This is a genomic window from Streptomyces cupreus (assembly GCF_014257025.1).
Lineage (GTDB): Bacteria > Actinomycetota > Actinomycetes > Streptomycetales > Streptomycetaceae > Streptomyces > Streptomyces cupreus.
This window is the reverse complement of the sequence record NZ_JACMSF010000039.1, coordinates 76,275-88,285: the sequence shown is the minus strand read 5'-3', so window position 1 is coordinate 88,285 and position 12,011 is coordinate 76,275. Positions and strand designations below refer to the sequence as shown.

The following is a 12,011-nucleotide window of genomic DNA, read 5'->3' as shown; positions in this document are numbered from 1 at the left end:
CCGACACCCTCACCAAGGACGAGCGGTACGCCCGCACCCGCGAGTACATCCGGATCGTCAAGAAGATCTGGACCACCCACGAGCCCTTCGACCACGAGGGCGACCACTACCGCTTCCACGACTTCGTCAGCGATGTCTTCCCCATCCAACAGCCGCGCCCCAACGTCTCGTTCGGCGGATCCTCGCCCGCCGCGTACGCCGCCGGCGGCGCCGAGGCCGACATCTACTGCCTGTGGGGCGAGCCGCTCGAGCGGACGGCGGAGCAGATCGAGGCCGTGAAGACCGCCGCACGTGCCGCCGGGCGCACCGACACCCCCCGTATCCAGGTCGCCTTCCGCCCGATCATCGCACCCACCGAGGAACTGGCCTGGGAGAAGGCCCACCGCACGGTCGGCGCGATCAGGGAGCGGGGCGCGGCCGGACTCAAGCGCCGCCACCGCACCGGAGCACCCGAAAACACCGGCTCGCAGCGGCTGCTCGCCATCGCCGAGGCGGGAGAGCGCTACGACCGCGCCCTGTGGACCCCGACGTCCGCCGCCACCGGCGGCGCGGGCAACTCCAACGCCCTGGTCGGCACCCCGGAGACGGTCGCACAGGCGCTCCTCGACTACTACGACCTCGGCGTCGACATCCTCTCGGCCCGCGGCTACGACCTGCTCGGCGACGCCATCGACTTCGGCCGGTACGTCATCCCGCTCGTCCGTGAGGAAGTCGCCAAGCGCGATGCGGCACGCGCCCCGCAGAGTCTCGCGGCGGTGAACGGATGACCGCACCGGAGTTGACGGTCATTCAAGTGCCCCTCTCCGATCCCCGCGTGAGACCCCTGCTTCGCGAACTCGGCGACGAGTACTCCGCCCGCTACGGCAAGGACGCGCACGCCGAACTTGCCCGTTACCCCGACGAGGAGTTCACCGCGCCCCACGGCGGCGCGCTCCTCCTGCTGCTGGAGCGCGGCGAGCCCGTCGCGGGCGGCGCCTTCCGCCGGTACGACGCCATCACCGCTGAGTTGAAACGGATCTGGACGCACTCCGCCCACCGCCGACGCGGCCTCGCCCGCCGCATCGTCGCCGAACTGGAGCGCGAGGCGGGCCGTCGCGGCTACCGCCGGATCTGTCTCACCACCGGACCACGCCAGCCCGAGGCCCGCGCCCTTTACCTGGCCGGCGGCTACACACCGCTGTTCGACACGGAGGTCGACCCGGAAACCATCGGCCCGCTGCCCTTCGAGAAGCACTTGGAAAGGTCCCCACGGTGAAGCGCCTCGCCCTCACAGCCGCGGTAGCCCTCCTGGCCCTGACGGCCTGCGGCTCCACCGAGACCGACGGCGCGGCGACCGCACAGGCCGCCCCCGCGCCGACCGGCGACCCGGTCGCCGGCGTACGCAAGGTGGACTCCGTCGCCGCCCTCCTCCCCGCCGACGTACGCGAGTCGGGCACCCTGCGGATCGGCAGCTCGGTCGGCTTCCCGCCGGGCGCGTACTACCCCAACGGCCAGGACAAGCCGCCCGCCGGACAGGACATCGACCTCGCCGACGCCGTGGCCAAGGTGCTCGGCATCCGGCTGGAACGCCAGGACGCCTCCTTCGAGACGATCCTGCCCGCCCTCGGCAGCGGCAAGTACGACGTCGGCACCGGCAATTTCGGCGTCACCGCCGAGCGCCTGAAGACCATCGACTTCGTCACCTACATCAACGACGGCCAGGGCTTCGCCGTGAAGAAGGGCAACACCGAGCTCACCGAGAAGATCACCGACCTCACCCAACTGTGCGGCCTGACCATCGGCACCGGCGCCGGCACCACCTTCGAGGCGACCCTCACCGCACAGAACGGCGTATGCGCGAAGGCCGGCAAGAAGCCGTACGACGTGAAGGTGTACTCGGAGAACGGCGCCACCCTCACCGCGCTCCAGCAGGGCCGTATCGACGTCGTCATGTCGACCATCAACGGTCTGCGCTACCAGGCCGCCCAGTCCGCCGCACAGACCACCTTCCTCGGCGAGTTCCACCGCCTCGACGTCGGCTTCGCCTTCAAGAAGGGCTCCCCGCTCACCAAGGCCTTCCAGGCTGCCGTCAACGAGCTGATCGAGGACGGCACCTACGACCGGATCCTCAAGAAGTGGGGCACCGCCGCCTCCGCGATCGACACCTCGCGGATCAACCCGCCCGAGCACAGGTGACCCATGATCAGCGACACCCTGACCGAACCCACCACCCGGACGGCCGACTTGAAGGTCGTCCCCGCCCGCCACTACGCCCGCTGGGCCGCCGCCGTCGCCGTGATCGTGCTGGTCGCCCAGTTCACCCACGGACTGGCCACCAACCCCGTCTGGGAATGGCATGTCTTCCGCGCCTACATCTTCTCCGAGACGATCGTTCAGGCGGTGTGGGTGACCCTGCAACTCACCGCCTACGCCACCGTATTGGGCTTCCTGATCGGCACCGTCATCGCCTTCATGCGGCTGTCCCGCAGCCCGGTGCTGCAGACCGTCGCCTGGACCTACATCTGGATCTTCCGGTCCATCCCGATGATCGTCCAGCTGGTGTTCTGGTTCAACCTCAGCGCCCTGTACGAGGAGTTGGGCGTCGGCATCCCCTTCGGCCCGGTGTTCTGGTCCGTCGACAGCAACAGTCTCATCGGCACCATCGGTGCCGCCGTCATCGGACTCACCCTGCACCAGGCCGCCTACGCCGCCGAGATCGTGCGCGGCGGTGTGATCGCCGTGGACCACGGACAGCTGGAGGCCGCCGCCGCGCTCGGCATCCCCCGACTGCGCCAGATCCGCCGGATCGTCCTGCCGCAGGCCATGCGCGCCATCCTGCCGACCGCGGGCAACGAGATCATCGGCCTGCTCAAAGGCACCTCGGTGGTCTACGTCATGTCCATCGGCGAGCTCTTCTACCAGGTACAGGTGATCTACGGCCGCAACGGCCGGGTGATCCCGCTGCTGCTGGTCGCCACCGCCTGGTACGTCGTCCTCACCTCCCTGCTGTCGATCGCCCAGTACTACGTCGAGCGGCACTTCGCCCGAGGCGCCAACCGCACCCCGCCGCCCACCCCGCTCCAGCGCGTCCGGCGCTTCGTGGAATCCCAACGCCTCCTGGCCACCCGACAGTTGACGGAGAAGACATGAACGACGTCATGGTCGACGTGCACGGCGTCCACAAGAGCTTCGGCCCACTCGCCGTACTGCGCGGCGTCGACCTCAGGGTCCGCGCCGGCGAAGTCACCGTGATCCTCGGCCCGTCCGGGTCCGGGAAGTCCACGCTGCTGCGCACCATCAACCACCTGGAGAAGGTCGACCGGGGCTGGATCAGCATCGACGGAGAGCTCATCGGCTACCGCCGCTCCGGCGACAAACTGCACGAGCTGAAGGAACGGGACGTTCTCAAACAGCGTACCCACATCGGGTTCGTGTTCCAGAACTTCAACCTCTTCCCGCATCTGACCGTGCTGGAGAACCTCGTCGAGGCCCCGGTCTCCGCACTGCGCCGTCCGCGCGGGGAGGCCGACGAGACGGCCCGCAGGCTCCTCGCCCGGGTCGGCCTGGCCGACAGGGCGGACGCCTACCCGCGTCAGCTCTCGGGCGGACAGCAGCAGCGGGTGGCCATCGCCCGGGCGCTCGCCCTGGAACCGAAGGTGCTGCTCTTCGACGAGCCCACCTCGGCGCTCGACCCGGAGCTGGTCGGCGAAGTCCTCGACGTCATCAAGGACTTGGCCCGCACCGGAACCACCATGATCGTCGTGACCCATGAGATCGGCTTCGCCCGCGAAGTCGCCGACACCGTGGTGTTCATGGATGACGGTGTCGTCGTGGAACACGGGCCGCCCACGGCCGTACTGGACGCACCGCAGCACGCGCGCACACGTGCCTTTCTCTCCAAGGTCCTCTGAACCAAAGTCCTCTGAAACCCCCTTCCGCAAGGAGCACAGCCATGCCCGCCTCGATCGCCCGCCGTACCACCGCAGCCGCGCTGGGACTCACCGCCGCCCTCGTCCTGTCCGCCTGCGGCAACCCCGACGACGGCGGTACGGCCGAGGTCGCGGCCGCGAACGGCGACACCACGAAGATCAACCTCAGCCCCGACCAGAACCGCGTCACCACCGAGGAGGTCGACGCGATAGCCGCCGAGGTGCCGGAGGAAATCCGTGAGAGAGGCACGCTGGAGGTCGTCAACTCCTCCGGCTCCGCCGCGCCGCTGACCTTCTACGCCACCGACAACAAGACCGTCATCGGCGTCGAACCCGACATCGCCTCCCTGGTCGCCGACGTCCTCGGACTCAAGCTCCACCTCAACACCGTCTCCTGGGAGAACATCTTCGTCGGCCTCGACAGCGCCAAGTACGACGTCGGCTTCAGCAACATCACGGTCACCGAGGAGCGCAAGGAGAAGTACGACTTCGCCACCTACCGCGAGGACAACCTGGGCTTCGAGGCGAAGAAGGGCAGCGGCCTGAAGATCTCCGGGCCGAAGGACGTGGCCGGTCTGACCGTCGCCGTCGGCAGCGGGACCAACCAGGAGAAGCTGCTCATCGAGTGGAGCAAGGAGAACGAGAAGGCCGGCCGTGAGCCGGTGGACATCAAGTACTACCAGAACGACAGCGACACCTATCTCGCCCTCCAGTCCGGCCGTATCGACCTGTACCTGGGCCCCAACCCGACCGCCGCCTACCACGCCGCCTCCACCGGGAAGACGGAGGTCGTCGGCACGTACTCGGGCGCCGGAGACACCCTTCAGGGCCTCATCGCGGCCACCACGAAGAAGGACAGCGGACTGGCCGAACCGCTCGCCGACGCGCTGAACGAGGTCATCGACAACGGCACGTACGCGAAGGTGCTCGAGCGCTGGGGCCTGTCCGACGAGGCCGTGACCGAGTCGGAGATCGATCCGCCGGGCCTGCCCAAGACCGCCTCCTGATCCCGCACGTCTGAAAGGTCCCCCATGGCCACCATCCTCTCCGTGTCCGCAAGCCCCTCCGCCACCTCCCGCACCGCACGTCTGCTGCGCCACCTGGACGACCGCCTCAAGGCCCAGGGGCACCAGGTGATTCCCCTGGATGTCCGCACCCTCCCCGCCGAGGCACTCCTCGGAGCCGACTTCGGCCACCCGGCGATCGTCGAGACCAGCGCCCTCGTCGAGCGGGCGGACGGGATCGTGATCGGCACGCCGATCTACAAGGCCGCCTACTCCGGCCTGCTGAAGGCGCTGCTCGATCTGCTCCCGCAGTACGCCCTGGCGGGCAAGACCGTGCTGCCGCTGGCCACCGGCGGCACCACCGCCCATGTCCTCGCCATCGACTACGCCCTGCGCCCCGTCCTGAACTCCATGGGTCCCGCGCACATCACCCCGGGCTGGTTCACGTTGGACAAGGACATCACCGTCGGCGACGACGGCACGCTGACCGTCTCCCCGGGCTCCGCCGAGGCGCTGGCCCAGGTCACCGACCAGTTCTCCCTCGCCCTGGGCGGCCGCCCTGTGCTGGCCGCCGCCGGCTGAGGCCCCGCCTCACCGCACGACCCCGAAACGGAGACCCCGTGACCCTCAAGTTCCACTGGTTCCTGCCCACCAACGGCGACAGCCGTCATGTCGTCGGCGGCGGCCACGGCAGCCCCGCCACCTCCTCCGGACAGGACCGGCCGCCGACGGTCGGCTATCTGAGCCAGATCGCCCGTGCCGCGGAGGACCTCGGTTTCGTCGGCGCGCTCACGCCCACCGGCGCCTGGTGCGAGGACGCCTGGCTGACCACCGCGATGGTCTCCCAGGCGAGCGAGCGCCTCAAATTCCTGGTTGCCTTCCGCCCCGGCTTTGTCTCACCGACGCTGGCCGCGCAGATGGCGTCCACCTTCCAGCGGCAGACCGGCGGACGGCTCCTGCTGAACGTCGTCACCGGCGGCGAGGGGCAGGAGCAGCGGGCGTACGGCGACTTCCTCGACAAGGACGCCCGGTACCGTCGTACCGGCGAATTCCTGGACATCGTCAGGGGGTTGTGGGACGGCAAGTCCGTAGACCTCCAGGGCGAGCATCTGCGGGTCGAGGGCGCCCAGTTGGCCCGGGTGCCCGATCCCGTGCCCGAGGTGTACTTCGGCGGGTCCTCGCCCATCGCCGGGGAGATCGCCGCCCGGCATGTCGACGTCTATCTGACCTGGGGCGAACCGCCCGCTCAGGTCGCCGAGAAGATCGCCTGGGTGCGGGGGCTGGCGGCGCGGCACGGCCGTACCCTCCGGTTCGGCATCCGGCTGCACGTCATCACCCGCGACACCGCCGAGCGGGCCTGGGCGGAGGCTCGGCGCCTCCTCGACGGCTTCGACCCGGAGACCGTACGGGCCGTGCAGGCCGGGCTCGCGCGCAGCGAGTCCGAGGGTCAGCGGCGGATGCTCGCCCTGCACGGCGGCAGCCGTGACGACCTGGAGATCTCCCCGAACCTGTGGGCCGGCATCGGCCTGGTCCGCGGCGGCGCGGGCACCGCCCTGGTCGGCAGCCACGACGAGGTCGCCGAGCGGATCGCGGAGTACCACCGGCTGGGCATCGACGAGTTCGTGCTCTCCGGCTATCCGCATCTGGAGGAGACGTACTGGTTCGGCGAGGGAGTGCTGCCGCGGCTTGCGGCGCGGGGCCTGTGGAGCCACCCCTTCCGGACCGAGCCGGGCTCCCGGTCCCAGATCCCCTTTTCGAGTGCCGGGAGTACGCGATGACACTCAGACCCCGTCGATCCGTCCTGGCCGCTCTGGGCGCGGGCGCATTCCTGGCCGCCTCCGGCTCTCCCGCCACCGCCGTGGCACGGCCCCGGCGCTCGTCCGCGGCGCTCGACTGGTACGACACCACGGCCGAGACCGTCGCGGCCGCGGGCGCCCCGGCGCAGATCACCAACAGCCGTACCTGGGCGATCAGTTGGCTCGCCGCAGCGCGCGCAGCCCGGCGAGTGCCGCCCGGCGCCGCCCAGGACGCCGCGCTGGCCTCGGCGGTGCACCACGCGCTCGTCGCGCTGGCGCCCTCCCGCACCGAGCAGTTGGACGCGGCGCTCAGCCGTAGCCTTCAGACCGTCCCGGACGGCCCCGCGAAGGATGGGGCAGTGGCGGCGGGGCAGCGGCAGGCCCGGCTGGTCCTGGCATCCCGCGAGGGCGACGGCCTGGACCCGGCGTCGGTCAACGCCCCCTTCCCGGTGCCGCAGCCCGCGCCGGGCCTGTGGCAGCCGACACCGCCCGCGTACGCCCCGGCCGCCCAATACGGCAACCGCCTCGCCGAACCCTTCGTGCTGGACCGCGCCGACCGCTTCCGCCTCGGCCCGCCGCCCGCCCTGGACTCCGCGCGGTACCGGGCCGACCTGGCCGAGGTACGCGCGTACGGGTCGCTGGACAGCACACGACGCACCGCGTACCGGACGGAGACCGCCACCTTCTGGTACGGCTCCTCGCTGACGCTCTACACCGAACCGCTGCGCGTCGCGCTCGCCCGCTCCGCCAAGTCCACCGCACAGCGGGCCGAGTTGGCCGCCCTCTTCCACATCGCCTTGGTGGACACGCAGATCGCCACCTCCGACGCCAAGTACGCCTACGTGAGCTGGCGTCCGGTCACCGCGATCCGCACCGGCGCGATCGACCCCGACCCCGCCTGGACGCCCCTGCACACCACACCGGCCCACCCCGACCACCCCAGTGGCCACAACACCTACTCCGGAGCCGCCGAGACGGTGCTCTCGGCCCTCGTGGGACCGCGCACCGCACCGTTCGAGCTGACCAGCCCCACCGCTCCCGGAGTGACCCGCACCTACACGAGCTGGCACCGGCTGACGGCCGAGAACGTCGACGCCCGTGTCCTCTCGGGCATTCACACCCGCTCCGCCGACGAGGCCGGAGTCACCCTCGGCACCGACGTGGCCCGCCATGTGCTGCGCCACGCCGGGCCCCTGTTCGACGAGGAGACCGTCGCCACCGGGATACGGCGCTACCGCGACGCCGGGGGCCTCGCCGCCCAGGTCCGTCGCCGTGAACTGATCACCGAAGCGGCCGCTCCGTGGACGCCCTCTTGACGTCGGCCTCCGCCCGATCGACACTCCGAAGTAATCCTAGTGAACAGGTAGGGAATCATGGAGCGCGATGAGCCGGTCACCAGCCGAGTGAGCCGTACGTCCGTGCCGTCGCCCCTGCTGACCTCCCGCCGTCACATCGATCTGCTGCGCGTGTGCAGCGCGATCGGTCCCCTCGGGTAACCGGGCCCCGCCACCGCGCGCCCGCACCCGACCGGCGTCGACCACGCACACCGTCCTGTCGACGCGCCCGGATCGGCCCGCCCCCCTGCAAGCCGTCGCTTCCGCCGCGCACAACCCTGCGCTCCTGCCCCGGGGAGAGTCATGTCCGTCACACTGCTGGCCGGCCACCCGCCCGCGCAGCACACCGCCGCGTTCCACGGCCGCATCGGCCGGGACGCGCGCAGCGGCCACTACGCCGTTCCGCGCCGTTACCGGCTCCACCTGTCGACCGCCTGCCCCGACGGCCTCCGTGTCGCCGTCACCCACAGCCTGCTCGGCCTCGACGACATCTGTCCGGCGGTCTACCTGCCCGCCGTCCCCGACTGTCCCGACGGAGGGCACACCGCGCTGCGCCCGCTCTACGACGCCAGCGCCCACCGCTACCCCGGACCCGCCCTCGGCCCGGTCCTCAGCGACGACTGGTCCGGGCGCATCGTCAGCACCCACGCCCCCGACATCGCGCGTGACCTGGCCCGGCACTTCCGCGGCGACCGCCCGCAGCTGTACCCCTGCGACGCGGAGTCGGAGATCGACGCCGTCGCGCAGATGTGCGCGGCGGGCATCGAGAGTGCCGCGCAGCACGTCGGGTCGGCCGGTGGGGGCGAGGAGGAGGAACGCGCCGCCGCAGCCGAGGAGTTGACGGAGACCCTGGACGCGCTGGAGCGGTGGCTCGCCGGACGTGAGTACATGATCCGCGATCACCTCACCGCCGCGGACGTCGAGTTGTGGGTCACCCTGGTCCAGCTCGACACGGTGCACCGCCACCACCTGGACGCCGCCGCGGTGCAGCACATCGCCGGGCACCCCACCCTGTGGGCCTACGCCCGCCGCCTCGCCTCCCACCCGGCCTTCGGCACCCACCTCGACCTGGACGGGATCGCCCGTCGCCACCACGCCCGCTGCCAGGGCCTCGAAGCGGCGGGAGCGGCCGTCCAGATCCTGGACTGGGCCGCCCACGCGGACGGCGCCCCGGCCAACCGGCCACAGATCAACCAGCTGTGAAGGAATCCCCCTCAGACGTGCCCCGCAGGTTCCGTGCCGTGCACCTCCACTCCCGGCCCCACATCGACCTGAAGCGCGTGGCCGGCGCGCTCTGTTGTTCCTGACCCGTCCCCCAACCGCCGTGCCCCCGACCGACGCGCGGGCCGGTGATCTCGTACGGATCTTCAGGAAGGCGCACCCCTTCGTGTCCTCGACACCCCATGCTCTGCTGCACCTTGCCGTCGCCCTCGACGGAACCGGCTGGCACCCCGCCTCCTGGCGTGAGCCCGTGGCCCGCCCCCGGGACCTGTTCACCGCCGGATACTGGGCCGATCTGGTCGCCGAGGCCGAACGCGGCCTGCTCGACTTCGTGACCTTCGAGGACGGCCTGGGCCTCCAGTCCTCGCACTTCCTCGACCCCGACGAGCGCACCGACCAGGTCCGCGGCCGCCTCGACGCCGTTCTCGTCGCCGCCAGAATCGCCCCGCTCACCGGCCGCATAGGCCTGGTCCCGACAGTGGTGGCCACCCACACGGAGCCGTTCCACATCTCCAAGGCCATCGCCACCCTCGACCACGTCAGCACCGGCCGAGCGGGCCTGCGCGTGCAGATCACCGCCCGCCCGAACGAGGCCGCGCACTTCGGCCGCCGTACCGTCCCGCCCATCGAGTCCTACGACAGTCCCGTGGTGACCGAGCTGTTCGCCGAGGCCGCCGATCACATGGAGGTCGTGCGCAGGCTCTGGGACAGCTGGGAGGACGACGCCGAGATCCGTGACGCCGCCACCGGGCGCTTCATCGACCGCAACAAACTGCACTACATCGACTTCCAAGGCCGGCACTTCAGCGTCAAGGGCCCCTCCATCACCCCGCGCCCGCCCCAGGGCCAGCCGATCGTCACCGCCCTGGCCCACCAGACGGTGCCGTACCGGCTGGTGGCCCGGCAGGCGGACATCGGCTATGTCACCCCGCACGACGTCGACGAGGCCCGCGCGATCGTCGCGGAGATCCGCGCCGAGCAGACGGCGGCAGGCCGCGCCGACCAGCCCCTGCACGTCTTCGGCGAGCTGGTGGTCTTCCTCGACGACGACCCCGGTACGGCCACGGCCCGCCGGGACCGCCTCGACACCCTCGCGGGACAGCCCTACGCCGGCGACGCCCGCACCTTCACCGGCACACCATCCCAACTCGCCGACCTGCTGCAGGAGTTGCAGCAAGCTGGACTCACCGGCTTCCGGCTCAGGCCCGCCGTACTCGGGCACGACCTGCCGCAGATCACCCGGCGCCTGGTCCCCGAGCTCCAGCGCCGCGCCGCCTTCCGTCGCGCCTACGAGGCCGACACCCTGCGCGGCCTGCTGGGTCTGCCCCGCCCCGCCAACCGCTACGCCGCCTGAGCCGGAGGGATCCCGATGCCCAAGCCCCTGAAGCAGATCCACCTGGCCGCGCACTTCCCCGGCGTGAACAACACCACCGTGTGGAGCGACCCCGCAGCCGGAAGCCATATCGAGTTCAGCTCCTTCGCCCACTTCGCACGCACCGCCGAACGCGCCGAGTTCGACTTCCTGTTCCTCGCCGAGGGCCTCCGACTGCGCGAACAGGGCGGGCGGATATACGACTTGGACGTCGTCGGCCGCCCCGACACCTTCACCGTCCTGGCCGCGCTCGCCGCCGTCACCGAGCACCTCGGCCTGACCGGCACCATCAACTCCACCTTCAACGAGCCCTACGAGGTGGCCCGACAGTTCGCCGGCCTCGACCATCTCTCCGGCGGACGCTCGGCCTGGAACGTCGTGACCTCCTGGGACGCCTTCACCGGCGAGAACTTCCGCCGCGGCGGCTTTCTGCCGCAGGAGGAGCGCTACTCCCGCGCCGAGGAGTTCCTGGCCACGGTGAACGAACTCTTCGACTCCTGGGACGGCGACGAGATCGTCGCGGACCAGGCCGCCGGCGTCTTCCTGCGCGACGCCAAGGCCGGCTCCTTCGTGCACAGCGGCCAACACTTCGACATCCACGGCCGGTTCAACGTCCCACGCTCCCCGCAGGGCCGCCCCGTCATCTTCCAGGCCGGCGACTCCGACGAGGGCCGCGAGTTCGCCGCGTCCAGCGCCGACGCGATCTTCAGCCGGTACGCCACCCGCACCGAGGGCCAGGCCTTCTACGCCGACGTCAAGAACCGCCTGGCCCGCTACGGCCGCCGCCGGGACGAACTCCTCATCCTGCCCGCCGCCACCTTCGTGCTCGCCGACACCGACGCCGAGGCGCGTGAGCTCGCCAAGGAGGTGCGCCGCAAGCAGGTCAGCGGAGCCACCGCCCTCAAGCACCTGGAATGGGTCTGGAACCGGGACCTGTCCGCCTACGACCCCGACGGCCCGCTGCCCGACATCGACCCGCTGCCGGGCGAGCACACCGTCGCCCGCGGCCGGGCCCAAGTGCGCATGTACCGCGACCCGTTCGCCACCGCCCGCGAGTGGCGCGAGCTGGCAGCCGCCAACAACTGGTCGATCCGCGACCTGGTCATCGAGACCGGCAACCGCCAGAACTTCATCGGCTCGCCGCAGACCATCGCGCGCACCATCAACGACCTCGTCCAGGAGGACGCCGGCGACGGCTTCATCCTCGTCCCGCACCTCACCCCCGGCGGCCTCGACGACTTCGCCGACCGGGTCGTCCCCCTCCTCCAGGAACAGGGCGTCTTCCGCACCGAGTACGAGGGCCCCACCTTGCGCCACCACCTGGGCCTCACCCACCCGGACCGGGCGCACACCGCACGGGTCGCCTCGTGACGCCC

The 12,011-nt window shown here is 70.9% G+C and carries 14 protein-coding genes; all 14 read left to right on the top strand.

The window, feature by feature from the left end; all coding sequences use genetic code 11:
- A partial coding sequence (locus H4N64_RS29970; RefSeq protein WP_186285568.1) for an LLM class flavin-dependent oxidoreductase occupies positions 1-767 on the top strand: 767 nt, incomplete at its 5' end.
- Positions 764-1,255, top strand: coding sequence for a GNAT family N-acetyltransferase (locus H4N64_RS29965; protein WP_186285567.1), 492 nt, complete (start codon positions 764-766; stop codon positions 1,253-1,255). The genes H4N64_RS29970 and H4N64_RS29965, both read left to right, overlap by 4 nt.
- Positions 1,252-2,175, top strand: coding sequence for a transporter substrate-binding domain-containing protein (locus tag H4N64_RS29960; protein WP_186285566.1), 924 nt, complete (start codon positions 1,252-1,254; stop codon positions 2,173-2,175). Before H4N64_RS29965 ends, H4N64_RS29960 begins: the two co-directional genes overlap by 4 nt.
- A gap of 3 nt (positions 2,176-2,178) precedes the next feature.
- Positions 2,179-3,129 (top strand): amino acid ABC transporter permease, encoded by a 951-nt coding sequence (locus H4N64_RS29955; protein WP_186285565.1) that lies wholly within the window; start codon positions 2,179-2,181, stop codon positions 3,127-3,129.
- Positions 3,126-3,890 carry an amino acid ABC transporter ATP-binding protein gene (locus H4N64_RS29950; RefSeq protein ID WP_272491826.1) on the top strand — a complete coding sequence of 255 codons (765 nt, stop codon included), beginning with the start codon at positions 3,126-3,128 and terminating at the stop codon, positions 3,888-3,890. The genes H4N64_RS29955 and H4N64_RS29950 overlap by 4 nt, the downstream gene beginning before the upstream one ends.
- Before the next feature lie 41 nt (positions 3,891-3,931).
- Positions 3,932-4,915 carry an ABC transporter substrate-binding protein gene (locus H4N64_RS29945; RefSeq protein ID WP_186285564.1) on the top strand — a complete coding sequence of 328 codons (984 nt, stop codon included), beginning with the start codon at positions 3,932-3,934 and terminating at the stop codon, positions 4,913-4,915.
- Between the two features lie 24 nt (positions 4,916-4,939).
- Positions 4,940-5,494: an NADPH-dependent FMN reductase gene (gene ssuE, locus H4N64_RS29940; protein WP_186285563.1), complete on the top strand. Its 555-nt coding sequence runs from the start codon at positions 4,940-4,942 to the stop codon at positions 5,492-5,494.
- 38 nt (positions 5,495-5,532) lie between these two features.
- Positions 5,533-6,690, top strand: a complete 1,158-nt coding sequence (locus tag H4N64_RS29935) for an LLM class flavin-dependent oxidoreductase (protein WP_186285562.1) — start codon at positions 5,533-5,535, stop codon at positions 6,688-6,690.
- Positions 6,687-8,024: a vanadium-dependent haloperoxidase gene (locus H4N64_RS29930; protein ID WP_186285561.1), complete on the top strand. Its 1,338-nt coding sequence runs from the start codon at positions 6,687-6,689 to the stop codon at positions 8,022-8,024. Before H4N64_RS29935 ends, H4N64_RS29930 begins: the two co-directional genes overlap by 4 nt.
- Before the next feature lie 57 nt (positions 8,025-8,081).
- Positions 8,082-8,204 (top strand): putative leader peptide, encoded by a 123-nt coding sequence (locus H4N64_RS45635; protein WP_260860044.1) that lies wholly within the window; start codon positions 8,082-8,084, stop codon positions 8,202-8,204.
- 141 nt (positions 8,205-8,345) lie between these two features.
- Positions 8,346-9,245 carry a glutathione S-transferase C-terminal domain-containing protein gene (locus H4N64_RS29925; protein ID WP_186285560.1) on the top strand — a complete coding sequence of 300 codons (900 nt, stop codon included), beginning with the start codon at positions 8,346-8,348 and terminating at the stop codon, positions 9,243-9,245.
- Positions 9,242-9,349 carry a putative leader peptide gene (locus H4N64_RS46885; protein WP_418896301.1) on the top strand — a complete coding sequence of 36 codons (108 nt, stop codon included), beginning with the start codon at positions 9,242-9,244 and terminating at the stop codon, positions 9,347-9,349. The genes H4N64_RS29925 and H4N64_RS46885 overlap by 4 nt, the downstream gene beginning before the upstream one ends.
- Before the next feature lie 80 nt (positions 9,350-9,429).
- Positions 9,430-10,617, top strand: coding sequence for an LLM class flavin-dependent oxidoreductase (locus tag H4N64_RS29920; protein ID WP_186285574.1), 1,188 nt, complete (start codon positions 9,430-9,432; stop codon positions 10,615-10,617).
- Positions 10,618-10,632: 15 nt separating this feature from the next.
- Positions 10,633-12,006: an NtaA/DmoA family FMN-dependent monooxygenase gene (locus H4N64_RS29915; protein WP_186285559.1), complete on the top strand. Its 1,374-nt coding sequence runs from the start codon at positions 10,633-10,635 to the stop codon at positions 12,004-12,006.
- The last annotated feature ends 5 nt before the right edge of the window (positions 12,007-12,011 follow it).

Coding starts and splice junctions, on each gene's coding strand:
- H4N64_RS29965 (WP_186285567.1), top strand. CDS start 764: ATGACCGCACCGGAGTTGACGGTCATTCAAGTGCCCCTCTCCGATCCC.
- H4N64_RS29955 (WP_186285565.1), top strand. CDS start 2,179: ATGATCAGCGACACCCTGACCGAACCCACCACCCGGACGGCCGACTTG.
- H4N64_RS29950 (WP_272491826.1), top strand. CDS start 3,126: ATGAACGACGTCATGGTCGACGTGCACGGCGTCCACAAGAGCTTCGGC.
- H4N64_RS29945 (WP_186285564.1), top strand. CDS start 3,932: ATGCCCGCCTCGATCGCCCGCCGTACCACCGCAGCCGCGCTGGGACTC.
- ssuE (WP_186285563.1), top strand. CDS start 4,940: ATGGCCACCATCCTCTCCGTGTCCGCAAGCCCCTCCGCCACCTCCCGC.
- H4N64_RS29930 (WP_186285561.1), top strand. CDS start 6,687: ATGACACTCAGACCCCGTCGATCCGTCCTGGCCGCTCTGGGCGCGGGC.
- H4N64_RS45635 (WP_260860044.1), top strand. CDS start 8,082: ATGGAGCGCGATGAGCCGGTCACCAGCCGAGTGAGCCGTACGTCCGTG.
- H4N64_RS29925 (WP_186285560.1), top strand. CDS start 8,346: ATGTCCGTCACACTGCTGGCCGGCCACCCGCCCGCGCAGCACACCGCC.
- H4N64_RS29915 (WP_186285559.1), top strand. CDS start 10,633: ATGCCCAAGCCCCTGAAGCAGATCCACCTGGCCGCGCACTTCCCCGGC.